The 18,167-nt window shown below is 67.3% G+C and carries 14 protein-coding genes; 9 read left to right on the top strand and 5 right to left on the bottom strand.

Going from position 1 to position 18,167, the window contains the following annotated elements:
- Positions 1-9 precede the first annotated feature (9 nt).
- From FBZ87_RS00700 to FBZ87_RS00685, 4 genes are all read left to right on the top strand, one after another.
- On the top strand, positions 10-1,659 hold the full coding sequence (locus FBZ87_RS00700) for a RimK family protein (RefSeq protein ID WP_145608367.1): 1,650 nt from the start codon (positions 10-12) through the stop codon (positions 1,657-1,659).
- A 226-nt stretch (positions 1,660-1,885) separates the two neighbouring features.
- Positions 1,886-4,411 (top strand): protein translocase subunit SecD, encoded by a 2,526-nt coding sequence (gene secD / locus FBZ87_RS00695; RefSeq protein WP_145608365.1) that lies wholly within the window; start codon positions 1,886-1,888, stop codon positions 4,409-4,411.
- Positions 4,412-4,767: 356 nt separating this feature from the next.
- Entirely contained in the window at positions 4,768-5,748 is a 981-nt protein-coding gene (locus tag FBZ87_RS00690; protein WP_145608363.1) for an EF-hand domain-containing protein, read from the top strand.
- 246 nt (positions 5,749-5,994) lie between these two features.
- The gene (locus FBZ87_RS00685; RefSeq protein ID WP_145608361.1) at positions 5,995-6,813 is read left to right on the top strand and encodes an EF-hand domain-containing protein; all 819 of its coding nucleotides are present in this window, start codon (positions 5,995-5,997) and stop codon (positions 6,811-6,813) included.
- A gap of 66 nt (positions 6,814-6,879) precedes the next feature.
- Here FBZ87_RS00685 and rnd read toward each other — a convergent pair whose 3' ends face one another.
- Positions 6,880-8,031 (bottom strand): ribonuclease D, encoded by a 1,152-nt coding sequence (rnd, locus tag FBZ87_RS00680; RefSeq protein ID WP_145608359.1) that lies wholly within the window; start codon positions 8,029-8,031, stop codon positions 6,880-6,882.
- 323 nt (positions 8,032-8,354) lie between these two features.
- Between rnd and FBZ87_RS00675 the strand changes: the two genes are divergently transcribed.
- The 3 genes from FBZ87_RS00675 (at position 8,355) to FBZ87_RS00665 (ending at position 13,261) form a co-directional block, all read left to right on the top strand.
- Positions 8,355-10,502 carry a TonB-dependent receptor gene (locus FBZ87_RS00675; RefSeq protein WP_145608356.1) on the top strand — a complete coding sequence of 716 codons (2,148 nt, stop codon included), beginning with the start codon at positions 8,355-8,357 and terminating at the stop codon, positions 10,500-10,502.
- 152 nt (positions 10,503-10,654) lie between these two features.
- Positions 10,655-12,475: an aspartate--tRNA ligase gene (gene aspS / locus FBZ87_RS00670; RefSeq protein ID WP_145608354.1), complete on the top strand. Its 1,821-nt coding sequence runs from the start codon at positions 10,655-10,657 to the stop codon at positions 12,473-12,475.
- A gap of 153 nt (positions 12,476-12,628) precedes the next feature.
- The gene (locus FBZ87_RS00665; RefSeq protein WP_145608353.1) at positions 12,629-13,261 is read left to right on the top strand and encodes a hypothetical protein; all 633 of its coding nucleotides are present in this window, start codon (positions 12,629-12,631) and stop codon (positions 13,259-13,261) included.
- 12 nt (positions 13,262-13,273) lie between these two features.
- Here FBZ87_RS00665 and FBZ87_RS00660 read toward each other — a convergent pair whose 3' ends face one another.
- The 3 genes from FBZ87_RS00660 to FBZ87_RS00650 form a co-directional block, all read right to left on the bottom strand.
- Complete coding sequence (locus FBZ87_RS00660; RefSeq protein WP_145608351.1) at positions 13,274-13,663, bottom strand: type II toxin-antitoxin system VapC family toxin; 390 nt, start codon at positions 13,661-13,663, stop codon at positions 13,274-13,276.
- A complete protein-coding gene (vapB, locus tag FBZ87_RS00655; RefSeq protein WP_145608350.1) occupies positions 13,660-13,902 on the bottom strand; it encodes a type II toxin-antitoxin system antitoxin VapB in 243 nt (80 codons plus the stop codon). Before vapB ends, FBZ87_RS00660 begins: the two co-directional genes overlap by 4 nt.
- 61 nt (positions 13,903-13,963) lie before the next feature.
- Positions 13,964-15,094 (bottom strand): serine hydrolase domain-containing protein, encoded by a 1,131-nt coding sequence (locus FBZ87_RS00650; protein ID WP_145608347.1) that lies wholly within the window; start codon positions 15,092-15,094, stop codon positions 13,964-13,966.
- Positions 15,095-15,263: 169 nt separating this feature from the next.
- Between FBZ87_RS00650 and FBZ87_RS00645 the strand changes: the two genes are divergently transcribed.
- Together FBZ87_RS00645 and FBZ87_RS30180 are read left to right on the top strand one after the other, a co-directional pair.
- The gene (locus FBZ87_RS00645; protein ID WP_145608345.1) at positions 15,264-15,518 is read left to right on the top strand and encodes a type II toxin-antitoxin system ParD family antitoxin; all 255 of its coding nucleotides are present in this window, start codon (positions 15,264-15,266) and stop codon (positions 15,516-15,518) included.
- 96 nt (positions 15,519-15,614) lie between these two features.
- The gene (locus tag FBZ87_RS30180) at positions 15,615-15,722 is read left to right on the top strand and encodes a hypothetical protein (RefSeq protein WP_425465724.1); all 108 of its coding nucleotides are present in this window, start codon (positions 15,615-15,617) and stop codon (positions 15,720-15,722) included.
- Positions 15,723-15,864: 142 nt separating this feature from the next.
- Here the strand turns inward: FBZ87_RS30180 and FBZ87_RS00640 are convergent, their stop codons facing one another.
- Positions 15,865-18,021 (bottom strand): TonB-dependent siderophore receptor, encoded by a 2,157-nt coding sequence (locus FBZ87_RS00640; protein WP_186454496.1) that lies wholly within the window; start codon positions 18,019-18,021, stop codon positions 15,865-15,867.
- Positions 18,022-18,167: the final 146 nt, after the last annotated feature.

Genomic DNA, 18,167 nt, shown 5'->3' with positions numbered 1-18,167 from the left:
GGGGTCGCCATGCCGGACTGTGCCACAGCCGTCCTTTCCCCTTCGGTTCCCGTGCACCCCTTTGCGCGGGCGGCTTCCGACCTGGTCGTGGTGGTGGAGCGGCGGCAGGACTTCCGCTGGCCCGACCCTGATGGCCGGGTCATGACCGCCGGCGCCTATGTCGCCACCCGGCCGGCCCGCCCGCGGCGCGTCATCAATTTGTGCCGCCACGCCGACTATCTCTCCGCCGGCTACTACGCCTCCCTGCTGGCGGAGGCGCGTGGCGACCGGGTGACGCCGGCCCTGCGCACGCTGGCCGACCTGGTCGAGGCCGGGGCGGGCCCCGGGGCGGGTCAGGCCGACTTGGCCGACAGCCTGGCCGACCTGAACCCCCGCCTGGTCCATCTGCCGCCCCCGCCGGCGGGTGTGGCCCGGCACGCCGCCAACATCTATTTCGGCCGCACGCCCGATGTCGGCCTGACCGATGTCGCGGCCCGCCTGTTCCAGCGCCTGGACTGCCCGCTGATGCGCCTGACCCTGGCGTATGGGGAGGGGGCGTGGCGCATCGCCGGTGTCGCCCTCCTGGGCACCGACGCCGTGCCCCGAATGCACGACGTCTTTTTCCTGAACGCGCTGGAGACGTACGCCCGCCGGCGCTGGCAACGGCCCCGGGGGCCGGCGGCGGCGTCCTTCACCCTGGCGGTGCTGCACGACCCGGCCGATCCCCTGCCGCCCAGCAAGGCCAGCACGCTGGCGCATATGGCGCGGGTGGGCGCCGACCTGGGCGTGCGGGTGGAGGTCATCGGCCGCCGCGACTACCGCCACCTGGCGCGGTTCGACGGCCTGTTCATCCGGGAGACAACGGCCGTGCCCCACCACACCTTCCGCTTCGCCCGCAAGGCCGAGGCGCTGGGCATTCCGGTGGTGGACGACGCAACCAGCATCCTGCGCTGCACCAACAAGGTCTTCCTGGCGGAAACGCTGGCCGGCCACGGCGTGGCCACCCCGCGCACCCGCCTGGTGACCCGCGCCACCGTGGCGGAGGTCGGGTCTGCGCTGGCCTTCCCCGCCGTGCTGAAGGTGCCGGACGGCGCCTTCAGCCGGGGGGTGGAGCGGGTGATGGACATCGACGCCTTCCACCGTGTGGCGGCCGACCTGCTGGCGCGGTCACAGATCATTCTGGCGCAGGACTACCTGCCCACCGCTTTCGACTGGCGGGTGGGCCTGCTGGGGGGTGAGGTGCTGTTCGTGGCGCAATATTACATGTGCCCCCGGCATTGGCAGATCGTGCGCCACGCCGCCGACGGCAGCCATGACGAGGGTGCCACCCGCGCCGTGGCGGTGGCCGACACCCCGCCCGCTGTCCTGGCCGCGGCGACGGCCGCCGCCCGTCTGATGGGCAACGGCCTTTACGGCGTGGATCTGAAGCAACTGCCCTCAGGCGAAGTCGTGGTGATCGAGGTGAACGACAATCCCAACCTGGATGTGGGGGCGGAGGACCGCGCCGCCGGGCCCCTGCTGTGGCGCCGCGTCATCGGCCACTTCCTGACGGCCGCCGGCCGCGCGCCCATGCCCGGCAGCACCGCCGTGTCCGCCGCCGACCTGCCGGTCGGCAGCCTGCCCGCCCCGGAGCATGCGGCCCTGGCCCGCGCCGCGGCGGTGCGGGCGGCGGTGGCGTGACCTGCCAAGTGTGAAGGGCCGGGCGTGAGGGTGCCGGTGACGGAATGGCTCCATCCGCCGATGGGGCCATTTCGCTTTTTTGGTTGGAAGCGTGCGGGGGTGCGGGTATTCAAGGCGCTTGGTTTAACCGGCCCGTGGTGGGTATTCCGCCGGGCTGCCTGTTCCCTGCGGCGGACGTCCCCACATGAGGGGGGCCCCGCGCCAGGTTCCAAGGACGTCGTACCCTATGCTGCGCTTTTCACCGCTCAAGTCCGCGTTGATCGCCCTGGTCTGTTTCCTGGGCGTGGTCTTCTCCCTGCCCAGCCTGATATCCAAGGATTACCTGCCCGGCTGGATGGCCGATCGGCACGTCAACCTGGGCCTGGACCTGAAGGGCGGCTCTTACCTGCTGCTGCAGGTGGACAGCGACGCGGTGGCGAAGGAACGGGTGGAAAGCCTGATCGATGAGGCCCGCACCGCCCTGCGCGCCGCCAAAATCCAGACCGGCAGCGTCACGCCCGCCGGCCGGTCCGTGACCATCACCGTCGCCGACGGCGGCGACGTAGACGCGGCGCGCAAGGCCCTGGGGCCCATCGCCACGGCCACCACCGGCGGCGGCGTGCCCGAGGTGGACCTGCGCACCGACGGCCAGGCCATCGTGCTGACCCTGACCGACGCCGGCTTCAAGGACCGCATCGACAAGGCGATGGCGCAGTCGCAGGAGATCGTCCGCCGCCGCATCGACGAGACGGGCGTGAACGAGCCGGTGGTGGCCCGGCAGGGCAGCGACCGCATCCTGGTGCAGCTGCCCGGCGTGGAAGATCCCGGCCGCATCAAGCGCCTGATCGGCCAGACCGCCAAGATGACCTTCCGCCTGGTGGTGACGGACGAGGCCCCGCGCGCCGACGGCGCCGCCCCTCCCGGCACGCAGGTCCTGCCCGTCGTGGACGGCCGGGGCGAGCGCAAGATCCTGGTGCGCAAGAAGGTTGAGGTCGACGGCGCCAACCTGACCGACGCCAGCCCCACCACCGACCAGAACGGCCGCTGGGTCGTGGCCTTCCGCTTCGACAGCATCGGCGCCCGGCGCTTCGCCGAGACGACCACGAACAACGTGGGCAAGCCCTTCGCCATCGTGCTGGACGACAAGGTCATCAGCGACCCCATCATCCAGGAGCCCATCACCGGCGGCCGTGGCCAAATCGCCGGCAGCTACACCGCCCAGACGGCCAACGACCTGGCCGTGCTGCTGCGCGCCGGCGCCCTGCCGGTGCCGCTGACCGTGGTGGAAGAACGGACCATCGGGCCGGAGCTGGGCGCCGACAGCATCCACGCCGGCCTGACCGCCGTGGCCGTGGGCTTCGTCCTGGTCGTGGCCTACATGATCGTCAGCTACGGCATCTTCGGCCTGTTCGCCAACGTCGCCCTGCTTTGCAACCTGTTCCTGACCCTGGCCCTGCTGGGCATCCTGCAGGCCACGCTGACCCTGCCCGGCATCGCCGGCGCCCTGCTGACACTGGGCATGGCCGTCGACGCCAACATCCTGATCAACGAGCGCATCCGCGAGGAACTGCGCAAGGGCGCCACGCCCCTGGCGGCGCTGGAGGCCGGCTTCTCCAAGGCCTACGCCACCATCACCGACAGCAACCTGACCACGCTGATCAAGATGGCCATCCTGTTCTCGGTCGGCACCGGGACCATCAAGGGCTTCGCCGTCACCATCAGCCTGGGCATCCTGACCTCGATGTTCACCGCCACCGTGGTGGCGCGCGCCATCACCGCCAGCTGGTTCCGCCGCTTCCGGCCCAAGACGCTGACCGTGGGCACCCGCCTGCGCCCGGCGCCGGACCACACCAACTTCCAGTTCATGCGCGGCCGCTACATGGGCATCGGCCTGTCGGTGTTCCTGTCGCTGGCCTCCGTCGTCCTGTTCTTCAAGCCCGGCCTGAACTACGGCGTGGACTTCGCCGGTGGTGTCGTCATTGAGATCCGCACCGACGGCCCGGCCGACTTCAGCAAGCTGCGCTCCAAGATGGAAACCCTGCACTTGGGTCCCGTCCAGCTGCAGCAGTTCGGCTCCCTCTCCGACGTGCTGATGCGGCTGGAGCAGCAGGCCGGCGGCGACGCCGCCCAGCAGGGGGCCGTCAAGGCGGTGCAGGAGGAACTGAACAAGGACTTCCCCGGCGCCGTCATCCGCCGCCAGGAAGCCGTGGGCGCGTCGGTCAGCGCCGAGCTGTTCCACGACGGCATGCTGGCCTTGGGCCTGGCGGCCATCGCCATGCTGGGATACATCACCTTCCGTTTCGAATGGCAGTTCGGCATCGGCGCCGTGGTCACCATGCTGCTGGACGTGACGAAGACCGTGGGCTTCTTCGCCATCACCGGCATGCAGTTCAACCTGACCTCCATCGCCGCCATCCTCACCATCATGGGCTATTCGATCAACGACAAGGTCGTGGTCTATGACCGTGTGCGTGAGAACCTGCGCCTCTACCGCAAGATGCCCCTGCGCGAGCTGATCGACCGCAGCATCAACGAGACGCTGAGCAGGACCATCGGCACCTCGCTGGCCATCTTCCTGGTGACCGTGCCCCTGGCCCTGCTGGCGGGCGAGCAACTGCGCGAGTTCGCCTGGGTGCTGCTGTTCGGCGTGGTGCTGGCGACCTCGTCGTCCATCTTCATTGCCGCCCCCATCCTGCTGTTCCTGGGGGAGAAGAGTCTGCGCCGGCCGGTGCCGGCCGATGGCTCCGCCGCCCCGGCGGCCCCGGCGGAGTAAAGGAAGTATCGGGGTGCCGGTTGTTCGGGGGCAGCGGCCCAGGGCAACCGGCATGCCAAATAAAAATCCAACAAAAACAGATTGTTGCAAAATCGCTCTAGACAAAATTGCAACAAAAGAGGCAATAAGCGCCGGGTGATGGGCAGAAAATGCCGACGCGATTCTGCCGATTCATTTGCACACCTGTTCCGCGATGTCGCCCACTACTGTAAAGAATCAATGATTACAGTTCAGTAAGGGTTGGTCCCCCGGTTGCGTCGGCGGCCGATGCGCATGTGCGCATCCTTTGGAGGGGGCCGGGGGAAAGTCCAAGGCGGCCCTATCCAAGGTTTCTTCATCGGGGGAGACCTTTACCCATGAGCTCCATCGCCGCCTCGGGATCCAGCCAGTCGCAGTATGCGGCCTGGCAGGCCCAATGGGCGTCGCGAACGCAGGCCTCGGCCGGCGCCGACGACGCCAGTTCCTCAACCTCCACCACCGCCACCGGATCGTCCACCGACGACGCCTCCGCCCTGCTAGGCGGCGGTGTCGCCAGCGGCATTTCCGGCAGCCCCTTCAGCTTGCAGATGCTGTCCCTGCTGCAGGGCATCGGCGACAGCGCCGATGGCAGCGGCACGGGCGCCGGCAACCCGCCGCCGGGGCCGCCCCCAGGGCCGCCGCCGGGTGATGACGGCGCCAGCGGCGGCGGCTCCGGCGCCAACGCCATGGACCCGCTGATGAGCCTGATGATGCAGACGGCCTTCGGCACGTCAGGCGCGTCCGGCGGCACAGCCTCCACTGACGGGACCACCCCCGCGTCCACCGACGGCACCACGACGGACGGCATCTCCAAGCAGGCCTTCGAGTCCGCCTTCGGCACCGGCACCGGGGCCACGGAGCTGGCGGACAAGACGTTCGCGCAGCTGGACACCGACGGCAACGGCACCATCAGCCAGTCCGAGGCGCAGAGCGCGCTGAAGTCGGCGGGTAGGGGCCACCATGGCGGCGGCCACCACCACCATGGCGGGGGTGGCGGCGTCGGCGGCTCGTCCTCCAGCCAGCCGGCGTCCACCCTGCTGAGCGACACCAGCACGGACGACAGCGACCCGACCTCGGCGGCCAGCATCCTGGGCGCCATGGACGAGACGTCATCCTCCACCGCCACGACAGCCACCACGGCCGCCAGCGCCACCACTGGCACGACGGCCAGTGGCGCCACCGCCACGGCCTCTTCCACCAGCGGCAGCTCGGGCAGCAGCTTCACCTTCGATGGCGTCACCATCGACAGCAGCACGATGCTCAGCGGCTCGGCGCTGGCCTTCATGGCGCAGTTGCAAGGCCAGCTGGCCGCGGCGTGAGCCGGGGACGCCGGCCCCTGAAACAGGGGGGCGTCCGACACCGGGGCCTGAACCTGCAGCGGCGGCATGAAACCATGCCCCGCCGCAAGGTCATTGCCCTTTTGTCGTGGGCGCGATCGTCGCGCGAATGCCTGGAACGGCGGTTGCGTCTGGGGTCGGGCGCGTGTCACCGACCGCGCCCTTGGAATGCGGGGACCGGTTGGGGGAGCCGCGTCCGAGGCCTTCTCCTCACGGGAGCGCACCCCCATGACCTCCATCTCCTCCCTGGGCTCATCCCAGTCGCTTTACAGCGCCTGGCTGAGCCAGATGGCGTCCGCCGGCACATCCACCGACGACAGCTACGACGCCAACGCCACCGACAGCTCGACCAGCAGCGGCACAAACAGCGCCGGCACCCCCGCCGCCCCCAGCTTTCAGATGGGCGGCGTCCAGATGGGTGGCGGGCTGCTCAGCCTGTTGCAGGGCGTGGGCGACGGCGGTGACGGCACGGACACCGCCACCACGTCGTCCTCCTCGGGCACCAGCAGCAGCGACGGCACCGCCAATTCCGGCGATGCCCTGCTGCAATTGCTGATGCAGACGGCCAGCGGCACGTCGTCCGGTTCCAGCGCCACTTCCAGCGCCACTTCCAGCAGCGACGGCACGTCTTCCACCACCAGCGGCATCAGCGAAAGCGCCTTCGAGTCCGCCTTCGGCAGCGGCACGGGCAGCACGGCGCTGGCGGACAAGGTGTTTTCCAGCCTCGACACCGATGGGGACGGGACCTTGAGCCAGTCGGAGGCGCAGTCCGCCCTGCAATCGCTGGCGGATGGCCCGGGCGGAGGGCAGGGGGCCGGCGGCATGGGCCCACCGCCTCCGCCGCCGGGCGGCTTCGGCACGGACGGAGCGTCCTCCTCCTCCGATAGCGGCGGGACGACGGCGTCCTCGACATCGGACATATCCTCCACCGCCAGCGGCAGTGGCAGCAGCATCACCATCGACGGCGTCACCATCGACACCAGCACCATGCTCAGCGGCTCGGCGCTGGCCTTCATGGCGCAGTTGCAGGGCTCGATGGCGGCGTAGGCCAAAAACGAACGCCGCCCAGCGGGTCACCCCGGGGCGGCGTTCGTCCTTACCGTCGAACCGGCGTCAGTCCAGGTTCACCAGCTTGACCTTGCGGTTCTCCATGGCCAGGGCCAGCTTGCCGTGCTTCAGCGCCAGGGCCTGGCGGCCGAACAGGTCGAAGCGCCAGCCGGTCATGGCCTGCACCTTGGCGTTGTCATCGGCGGCGATGGCTTCCAGGTCGGCGGCGTTGGCCACCAGGCGGCTGGCCACGTCCTCGTCATCGCACACCAGCTTCAGCAGCACGCGCAGCAGTTCCACCGTGGGGGCGATGCCGGCGGGCAGTTCGGCGCGCGGCTCCGTCCGGGGCAGGGCGCTGTCGGGCAGGCTGCGCGCCTTTTCGATGGCCGCCAGGATTTCGGTGCCGTAACGACCCGCGGCCATGCTGGGGCCCAGGCCGCGTGTGCGGCCCAGGTCATCCACCGTGCTGGGGGTGTGGGCGGCGATTTCCATCAGGGTCTCGTCGCGCACCACGCGGTTGCGCGGGATGTCCTTGCGCTGGGCCTCGCGCTCGCGCCAGGCGCACAGCTCCTTCAGCACGGCGATGAAGCGCGGCTTGTCGGTGCGCGGCTTCAGCCGGCGCCAGGACTCGTCCGGGTCCTGGCGGTAGGTGTCCGGGCTGGTCAGGATGGCCATCTCATCGGCCAGCCATTCCTCGCGCCCCGTCTTGTCCAGGCGGCGGCGGATCTTCTCGTACGCCGGGCGCAGGTGGGTCACGTCCGACAGGGCGTAGGTCAGCTGCCGGTCGGTCAGCGGCCGGTTGGACCAGTCGGTGAAGCGGCTGGACTTGTCGATGCGGGCGTTGGTCAGCTTGGTGATCAGCGTTTCATAGCCCACGCTGTCGCCGAAGCCGCAGACCATGGCCGCGACCTGGGTGTCGAACAGGGGGGTGGGCACGGTGCCCGTCAGGTTGAAGAAAATCTCCAGATCCTGCCGGGCGGCGTGGAAGACCTTCAGCACCGCGGGGTTGGCCAGCAGCGCGAACAGCGGCGACAGGTCGATGCCGTCGGCCAGCGGGTCGATGGCGGCGGCCTCGTCGGGGCCGGCCACCTGCACCAGGCAAAGCTGCGGGTAGTAGGTCTTCTCCCGCATGAATTCGGTATCGACGGTGACGTACGCGGCGGAGGCCAGGCGGTCACAGAAGGCGGAGAGGTCGGCGGTATTGGTGATCAGCGTCATGGGGTTCTTCACATACTATAGCTAAGCGCGCGTGCATAGGGCCTGCTGTCCCGCCGCCCGGGAATAGGGCCGCCGGGCACCGAGTCGGGTAGGGCGGCAGGCGGCACGGCCGGCATCGCCCGCGCTCGCTCCGGCGGGCCGCCGGCCGTGCCCGGGCATGGCAGCCATTCGCATCCTAAAAATCGCAGTTTTGCCATCGATGCGGCGTTACCCGCGGGCGAGGGCGGCAGGGGGCCGGGAGGGTCCGCTTGACAGAATGTCGCAGGCTTAATATGCGAGTGATTATCAAAAACATTCGCATAAAAACGAAGGGGACCTCTGTGATGCGCGCCCGCCTGCTGCTTTCCGCCTGCCTGTTCACCGCCCTGCTGCCCCCGGCCCTGCCGGCCTTCGCCGCCGGTCCCGACGAGGCCGACGCCCAGGGTGGCAAATCCGGCGGCGCCCTGCCCGAGATGGTGGTCAGCGCCGACCGCCAGGCGGCCATGGGCTACAACCCCAAGGACGCGGTCAGCGCCACCCGTATGGACATGGCGCTGCGCGACGTGCCGCAGACGGTGAACGTGGTGCCCCTGGCGGTGATGCGGGACCAGGGCGCCTTGTCGCTGCAGGACGTCATGCGCAACATCCCCGGCATCGGCCTGTCCACCGGCGACGGCCAGCGCGACCAGGTTTCCATCCGCGGCTTCTCCGCCATCACCGACCAGTATGTCGACGGCCTGCGCGACGACGCCCTCTATTTCCGCGACCTGTCGAACCTGCAATCGGTCGAGGTGGTGAAGGGGCCGGCCTCCGTCCTCTACGGCCGCGGCTCCTCCGGCGGCCTGATCAACCGCATCACCAAGAAGCCGGGCATCGATTTGGCGGAGGCGAGCTTCCGCTACGGCGGCTGGGACGACCGGCGGGGGGAGGTGGACCTGGCCCATGTGCTGCCCGACACCGGCGTCGCCCTGCGCCTGACCGGCGCCATCGAGGCGGCGGACAGCTATCGCCAGCAGCAGTTCCTGGACCGCAAGGCCGTGGCGCCCTCGGTGGAATTCAACCTGGATGAAAAGACCACGCTGCTGGTCCAGGCCGATTATCTGGAGGACAAGCGCGTCACCGATTTCGGCATCCCCGCCTATCACGGCCTGCCGGTGGACGTGGCGCCCGGCACCTATTACGGCGCGGCCAACGCCCGGGACGCGGACTACAGCCAGTCCCGCGTCCGCTCCACCACCGAGACGCTGACGCATGAGGTGAACGACAGCCTGTCGCTGCGCAACGCCTTCCGCTACTACCGCTACAACCTGGACCGCCGCAACACGCTGGTCGGTTCGGTCAATGAGGCGGCGCGCACGGCGGCCCTCACCCGCTCCATCGTCGGCCGGTATGAGCACGGCTGGTTCAACCAGAGCGAGGCGGTGCAGAAGTTCAGCCTGGCGGGCATCGACAACCAGCTGCTGCTGGGGCTGGAGGTGGGGCACCAGACCAAGGACGCCATCACCTATTCCCAGGGCACGGTGGCCACCGTCGCGCTGTTCAACCCGGTGCTGCCGACCCTGAACCCCGGCACCTTCGGCACCATCACCGCCAACAACCGCGGCCTGTTCGACACCACCGGCGTCTATGCCCAGGACATGGTGACCCTGCTGCCGGAGCTGAAGGCCCTGGTGGGCATGCGATTCGACCGGTTCGAGCAGCGCACGCTGCAGCATCTCGCCAACCTGGCCAACCTCAGCCGCACGGATCGGAACTGGAGCCCGCGCGCCGGCCTGGTGTGGCAGCCGACGGACGACAAGGCCGAGGTCGCCCAATCCTACTACGTGTCGTGGAGCCGCTCGTTCCAGCCCTCGGGCGAGGCCTTCTCCGTCGCCGCCAACAACGCCGACATCGCGCCGGAAAGCACCCGCAATGTCGAGGTGGGCGCCAAGCTGGACTTCTGGCAGGGCCGGCTTAGCACCACGGCCTCGCTGTTCCGCCTGGAACGCAGCGGCATCAAGACCACCGACCCGGTGACGCAGAAGCTGCTGCCCATCGGCGTGCAGCGCACGGATGGTGTGGAGCTGACCGGGGCGCTGGACCTGTCGGACGGGTGGAAGGCCATCGCCGGCTACGCCTACCTGGACGCCCGCGTCACGGAATCCGTGGCCAAGGACGCCGGCCAGAATGTGCAGGGCAAGCGCGCCACCATCACGCCGCGCCACAGCACCAACCTGTGGCTGACCAAGGCCTTCGGCGACCGTTTCGGCCTGGGTGGCGGCATGAACTATGTCGGCGACCGCTACGCCAACCCGGGCAACACCGTGACCCTGCCGTCCTATGTCACGGTGGACGCCATGGCCTGGTACCGTCAGGGGCCGGTGACCCTGCAGGTCAACGTCTACAACATCACGGATGAGCGCTACATCGTCTCGGCCCACGGCTCCAACGCCAACCTGAACCTGCCGGGCAGCCCCCGGTCGGTCATGGGTAGCGTCAAGATCAGTTATTAAGGGGGACCAAGGCGGCCGGGCGCCGGGCAAATCGGCCCGGCCGTCTTGACAATCCGCCCCCGTCCGGCCCTAGTGTCCGCCGGTCCGTCAGTCCGCGTTTTCGCGGATCGGCGGCGCTATTGCCCAACCCGCACTCGTCAAGGCCCGGCCCCATGCATCCCTATCGTACCCACACCTGCGGCGCCCTGCGTCAGGAAGACGCCGGCCAGACCGTCCGCCTCTCCGGCTGGATCCACCGCAAGCGTGACCACGGCCAACTGCTGTTCGTCGACCTGCGCGACAATTACGGCCTGACCCAGTGCGTGATCGATATCGACAATCCCGGCTTCAAGGTGCTGGAATCCGCCCGCCTGGAATCGGTCATCACCGTGACCGGCCGCGTGGTGGCCCGCACGGCCGACACCATCAACGACAAGCTGCCCACCGGCCACATCGAGGTGAAGGCGGATGAGATCGTGGTGCAGAGCCTGGCCGACCAGCTGCCCCTGCAGGTGAATTCCGACCAGGACGCGGGCGAGGACATCCGCCTGCGCTACCGCTTCCTGGATCTGCGGCGCACCAAGATGCACCGCAACATCCACCTGCGCTCCAACGTCATCGCCTCGGCCCGCCGCCGCATGATCGAGGCCGGGTTCACCGAGTTCCAGACCCCCATCCTGACCTCGTCCTCGCCGGAGGGTGCGCGCGACTTCCTGGTTCCGGCGCGCAACCATCCGGGCAAGTTCTACGCCCTGCCGCAGGCGCCGCAGCAGTTCAAGCAGCTGCTGATGGTGGCGGGCTTCGACCGCTATTTCCAGATCGCCCCCTGCTTCCGTGACGAGGACAGCCGCGCCGACCGCTCCCCCGGCGAGTTCTACCAGCTCGACTTCGAGATGAGCTATGTCACCCAGGACGACGTGTTCGCCGCCATCGAGCCCGTCATCCACGGCATCTTCACCGAGTTCCGCGACTTCACCGGTGTGGCCAAGACCGTCAGCCCCTATCCGTTCCCGCGCATTCCCTATGCCGAGAGCATGCTGAAGTACGGCAACGACAAGCCGGACCTGCGCAACCCGCTGGTGATCACCGACGTGTCGGCCGTGTTCCGCCGCGACGACGTGGAGTTCAAGGCCTTCCGCGGCGTGCTGGACAAGGGCGGCGTGGTCCGCTGCGTCAAGGCGCCGGCCGTGGGGGACAAGCCCCGTAGCTTCTTCGACAAGCTGAACGACTGGGCCCGCGGCCTGGGCGCGCCCGGCCTGGGCTACATCCTGTTCGAGAACGGCACCGGCAAGGGCCCCATCGCCAAGTTCGTGCCCGAGGCCGCCCAGGCGAGCTTGCGTGAGCTGACCGGCGCCGTGGACGGCGACGCCGTGTTCTTCGTCTGCGACCTGGAAGGCCCCGCCGCCAAGCTGGCCGGCCAGGCCCGCACCCGCATCGGTGAGGAACTGGATCTGATCGAGAAGGACGCCTTCCGCTTCTGCTGGATCGTCGACTTTCCGATGTACGAGAAGGATGAGGAGACGGGGAAGATCGACTTCTCCCACAACCCCTTCTCCATGCCGCAGGGCGGCCTGGAGGCCCTGACCAGCATGAACCCGCTGGACATCAAGGCCTTCCAGTACGACATCGTCTGCAACGGCATCGAACTGTCCTCGGGCGCCATCCGTAACCACAAGCCCGAGATCATGTACAAGGCGTTCGAGATCGCCGGCTATACGGCCGAAGACCTCGAGACCCGCTTCGGCGGCATGCTGTCGGCCTTCAAGCTGGGCGCCCCGCCGCACGGCGGTTCCGCCCCCGGCATCGACCGCATCGTCATGCTGCTGGCCGATGAGCCCAACATCCGCGAGGTCATCGTCTTCCCGCTGAACCAGCGTGCCGAAGATCTGCTGATGCAGGCCCCCAACGCCGTCGACACCGCGCGGCTGAAGGAACTGCACATAAAGCTCGACCTGCCCAAGCCCAAGGTCACCACCGAGGCCAAGGAAGGCTGAGGCGGGGTTCTTCGCTGAGGCGGAGTGTCAAGGCGGGCGGCGTCTGGAAGGGCGCCGCCCGCTTTGCTTTTTTGTATCGGGGCTTGACCCCATCAGTGAGCTGGCGGTCTTCTATCATCAATGATGGGGGACAACATGCGCGTATGGCGGTGGATGGCAGTGGCCCTGGGCACGATTGTTCATTCAGGAGTGGCGCATGCTGGCCCCTCCACAAGCGTGCTTACCGTGCCGAGATTCAGCACGTTTCTTGAGATGCTGGAGCAGATGCCGGCTCGTATCGACATGGCCGACCCAGAGGCGATGATCGCATATCTCGGTGGTCCACACGGCGCTGAGATATTTGAAAAGAGGGTCACGTCCTGCGGCTATAGCCTGACCATGAAGGGCAGTGATATGACTGGGCTTGATAGCCTTCATTTTTTCGCATCTTCCGCCAAAGCGGGTTGCGAAGCGCCTAATGGCCTGAAGCGGCCCCTATATCAGTTGGAAATACAACATTACTTTCCACTGCACCTATTGGCTGAGCCAGTGGTTCGCGACTTCTGCGATCTAGATCTGGACGTTGGGCAAAGATATCGGGGTGACAACAAATACCTTACGCCATATGCACATCAATCGGACTTCAGTGACAAGCATGGAGTGGGTGACAATTATAATTTCTTCTCAGCAGGGTCATTAAAATATTACATTATGTTTTATCAATGGGAGGGGCAATGCCCCAGACAAATTACCATAACCGCTTTCTCATCAACGATCGCGGATCAGATGGAAGTGCCGCATCACTAAGGGCGATGCCGCCTATCGCCAATCTTCCAGCTGCAGTCTAGGGACACGCGGGAATTCGCGGGTATTATGCGTTACCAGGGTCAAGTTTCGCGCCAAAGCTTGTCCGGCGATCAGCACGTCATAAGGTCCGATGGGCATGCCGGCTGTGGCTAAATGTGCGCGAATGACGCCGGTTTCCCGGGCATCCTCGCGGTCGAAGTCCAGGATGGGAAAGCGGAGGGCGTCCACCCGTGCCGTATTCTCCAGCCGTCGTTGGCTCTTGGTGGCGCCGAAATAAAGCTCATAGGCCACGATGGTCGACAGGCCGAAATCCTCCGGTTGATATTGACGCATGCGGTTGAGGAACGTGGGCTCGCCTTTCATCACCGCGATGACGGCGTTGGTGTCCAGCAGGAACTTCACTCGAAGAAGTCCAGGGCCGGGCGCTCCTGCTCAGCCGGCCGCTCCGTCGCGGCCTTGGCGAAGTCCTCATCCACCGGGCCGGTAACCTCCACCAGCCAATCCCAATTGTTGGCGATGGGCTCCAGGATCACCGCGTTGCCATGGCGGCGGATGCGCACTTCCTCCCCTTGGAACCGGAAGTCCTTGGGCAGGCGCACGGCCTGTGAGCGGCCGGACCAGAAGAGCTTGGCGGTATCCATGGCCACCTCCATTGATATCTATCAAAAATATATGCCATGGAAGAATGCCGGGCAAGGGAGGCTAGTCCTTCGGCCCCAGGAACTGCCGCGCGATGCGGAAGCCCAACCGGTCGGTGTCCGCCAGGTTGGTGTTGCCCAGGATGATGATGGTCAGATCGTCGTCCAGGAAGCGCAGCAGCAGGGTGTTCGCACCCATGATGCGGCCGGGGCGCTGGGCGTAGCGGTGGGGGCGGCCGCGCGCCTGAAGGTCGGAAACCCAGAGGCCGAAGCCATATTCCTCCAGCGCCGGGGTCAGCAGTTGCGCGCGTTGCGTAGGGGCCAGCAGGTCGCCGCCGTACAGCGCGCGGGCGAAGGCGGCCAGATCGGGGGCGGTCGAATAAAGGCCGCCGGCGGCATACCAGTTCTGCATATAGACCGGCATATCGTGGGCCAGGTCCCCGTCGCCGTCCTTGTAATAGGTCGCGGCCAGGTTGGGCAGGATCAGATCCTGGCGCAGCAGGCCGGTCTGCGTCAGGCCCAGCGGGTCCAGGACGTCCCGGCGCAAGGCCTGGTCATAGGGCTGGCCCGTCACCGCCTCGATGACCTTGCCCAGGATGACGTAGTCGGCGTTGTTGTAGTCGAACGCGCTGCCCGGCGCCTTCACCAGGGGGCCGCTGGCGTAGCGGTCCATCAGGTCGGTGCTGTCATGGGGCAGCTGGTAGGCCGGCATGCCGGTGCGCGCGGCGTCGGTGTAGCTGGTCAGCCCCTTGTCGAAATTCTCGATGCCCGAGGTGTGGGTCAGCAACTGGCGCAGGGTCACCCGGTCCGCTGCCGGACCCTTGTACGCCGGCAGATAGGCGCGGATGACAGTGTCCAGGGACAGCCGGCCCCGGGCCACCAGGCGCATCACCAGGGTGGCGGTGAACAGCTTGGTGATGGAGGCGATGCGATAGAGGCCGTCCCGCCGGCAGGGCACCTGGAAGGAGCGCTCGGCCAGGCCGTACGCCTCATGCAGCACCACGGCACCCTGGTGCTCCACCAGCACCGTGCCGCTGAAGCCCGTCTCCGCCACCTGGGACGCGACATAGGCCGCCACGCCGCCGCCGGCTGCCGGCGCCCCGGCGGCGGGTGGGGCCTCGGCCCAAGCCCTGAGGGGCGCACCCACCATGGCCCCGCCCAGCATCGCGTTACTCAGGAATCGCCGCCTGTCCATGCCGCCGCCCCCGCGTTATGTCTCAGGTAGGCGCATACCATCGACCGGTCCGGGAGGGAGGGGCCGGACGCGGCTGTGCGGAGGGAGCCAGTTTGGATGGCCGGGGATTGCCTGAGAGGTCGCCCGTCAGTACCAATTTTTGGTGAAATGCCCGCCGGAGGTGCCGATCATGGGCAAGAACACGTCGGTCAGCTTGGGTGAGCATTTCACCCAATTCGTGGAAACGCAGGTCGCCCAAGGCCGTTACGGCAGCGCCAGCGACGTCATGCGGGCAGGCCTTCGTCTGCTGGAAGAGCGTGAGGCCAAACTCGCCGCCCTCTGCGCGGCCCTGGACGAGGGGGAGGCCAGCGGCATCAGCAGCCAGAACGTCCTGGATATCTGGGCTGAGGTGAAGGCTGAGGCGGGCGAAAGCGGGAATGGGTGAGTACGCGCTTTCCGGCAAGGCTAGGGATGACCTGAGGCGCATCGCCCAGCAGTTTGTTGACGTAATGGCGCGCGGCGCAGGCGGAGCGCAACATATCTGCGGATCGAGAGCGGAGGCCATGTTGTGTTCTATCGCAAGGCCGCGAATGGCATTCTGATCATCCGCGTCCTGCACGCCCCCATGGACCTTTCCCAGCATCTGTAGCCCAGTTCGGCCTTGGACTTGAGAGAGGCCGAAATTCATATTTTACTGACTGATAGCCGTAAAACCTCTCGTGCCATGGCGCCACACCCGCCCGAAGCTCCCGCCCCGGGCTAGCGCGCCAGTACTCCCCTGCCTCAGCGTATCACCACCGATACGCCACGTTGGCCTTCACATCCCGCCCCGGGCCGTACCAGCACCAGATGCTGCTGTAGCAGGAGGAGATGTAGCGGCGGTCCAGCAGGTTGGTGGCGTCGATGTTCAGGGTCAGGCCGTCCAGCTGCGGGGCCAGGTGCTTGAAGTCGTAGCTGCCCATCAGGTCGAACAGGGTGGCGCCGGGGATGGTCAGGCTGCCGCTGCCGGCCACGCCGTTGTAGCCGCGGCCGATGTAGCGCACGCCGCCGCCGAAGCCCAGACCGGCCAGGGGGCCGTCCTGCAGGACATAGTTGGCATAGCCGTTGGCCGTGGTCTGCGGCACGGCGTAGGGGCGGGTGCCTTCCAGGCCCGAATTATCCTTGGTCACCTGGTTGTCGATGTAGGTGTAGCTGGCGTGCAGGGTCAGCCCGGTGATGGGGTGGGCGGAGCCCTCCAGCTCCACGCCGCGCGACCGCACCTCACCCGCCGCGATGGAGGCGGTGGGGAAGCTGGGGTCGGTGGTGGCGACGTTGGTCTCGCGCAGCTCATACAGGCTGGCGGTCAGCAGGGCGTTCCACACCTTGGGCTGGTACTTCACGCCCACCTCGACCTGCTTGCCCTCCGTCGGGGCCAGCACGTTGCCGTTCCGGTCCACCGTGGTCTGCGGCAGGAAGGAGGTGGCATAGGACACGTAGGGCGCCACCCCGTTGTCGAACAGGTAGAGCAGGCCGGCGCGGCCGGTGAACTTGCTCTCATCCTTCGAGGTCGTGCCGTTGCTGAGATGATCCAGCTGGCTGATGTCCAGCCAGTCGTTGCGGCCGCTCAGCACCAGGCGGAAGCCGCCGTATGAGATCTGGTCCTGGGCATAGACGCCGGTCTGGCTCATGTGCAGGCGCACGTCGAAGCTGGTGGCCGGCAGGGTCAGGGCGGAGCCGTAGACGGGGTTGAAGACGTCGATGTCGGCGACGCTGCCGCCGAAGCCCGAGGCCTCCGTCTGCACCGTGTTCTGGAAATCGACGCCGAAGATCAGGTTGTGGGTCAGGGCGCCGGTGCGCACCACGCCGGTCACATTGTTGTCCAGCGTGACGTTGTTCAGCTCCTCCCGCGCCACGGCCAGGGCGCGGGCCAGCTTGGTCTCATTGACGTCGGTGAAGTAGCCGGCGTTGTAGACGCTGTTGTACAGCGTCGTCAGGTGCATGTAGCGGGTGTTCTGGTGCACCGCCCAGTCATCGTCGAACTTGTGGGTGAACAGCGAGGTGACCATGTTTTCGGTGCGGTTGAACCGCTCGAAATCCGGCTCGCCATCATAGAAATCGCGCGCGATCTGGCCGTTGGGGTTGGACAGCAGCGAGCCCTGGACGGGCACCGCGCCATAGCCGCCGCTCCGCGGATCCTGCTGGTGCACGTACAGCACGGTCCAGCTGGTCTTGTCGTCCGGGCGGTAGGTGAGGCTGGGGCTGATGCCGAAGCGTTCGGACTCGGTATGGCTGATCTGGGTGTCGGAGCGGTCGTTGACCCCGACCAGGCGATAGCTCAGCACGCCGTTGGGGTCGAGCGTGCCGCCGATGTCCGCCGTCTCACGCACGGTGCCAAAGCTGCCGGCGGTCACGCTGACCTCACCGAAGGTCTGGCCGGTGGGCAGCTTGCTGGTCAGGGCGGCGATGCCGCCGGGGTTGGCGTTGCCGTAAAGCACGGAGGCCGGGCCCTTCACCACCTCGATCCGCTCCAGGAACGCCAGGTCGATCTGCGGGATGGCATAGCCGTTGACCGAGCTGATGATGTGCAGGCCGTCCAGGTACTGGTCGGCGTTGAAGCCGCGCACGGTCATCAGGTCATAGCGGCCGGCGGTGTTGCCGCGCGTGTCGGTGGCGACGCCGGCGGTGTAGTTCAGGGCGTCGTTCAGGTTTTCCGCCACGCGCAGGTTCAGCTCATCCCGGCTGATGACGCTGACCGACTGCGGCGTTTCCACCAGCGGGGCCGCGGTCTTCAGGGCGCTTGCGGCATCGGTCGGGGAACGCTCGCCGAGGATCACCACCTCGCTGGAGGGGCTGGCGTCGGCCGCCGCGTCGTCCGCCGCCCAGGCGCCGCCGGCGCTCAGGGCGACCACCGAGACGGCCGAGGCCAAGGCCAGGGGATACACAGAGAGGAACTGCCGCAGGTTGGACATGGAAAGGCTCCAGCAACTGATAATTATTATCATTTCTAACGGGATGGTTATGCGTTGGGATTTGTGAATGCAAGTGACTTTCATTCGTGCATGGCAGCCTTCCGCCGGATGCCGGGCCCACGGTGCGCCCCCATGGTGGGGGCCGG

Source organism: Nitrospirillum amazonense (assembly GCF_007828035.1).
In the GTDB taxonomy this organism is placed as follows: domain Bacteria; phylum Pseudomonadota; class Alphaproteobacteria; order Azospirillales; family Azospirillaceae; genus Nitrospirillum; species Nitrospirillum amazonense.
This window is presented reverse-complemented; position numbering and strand designations above follow the sequence as displayed.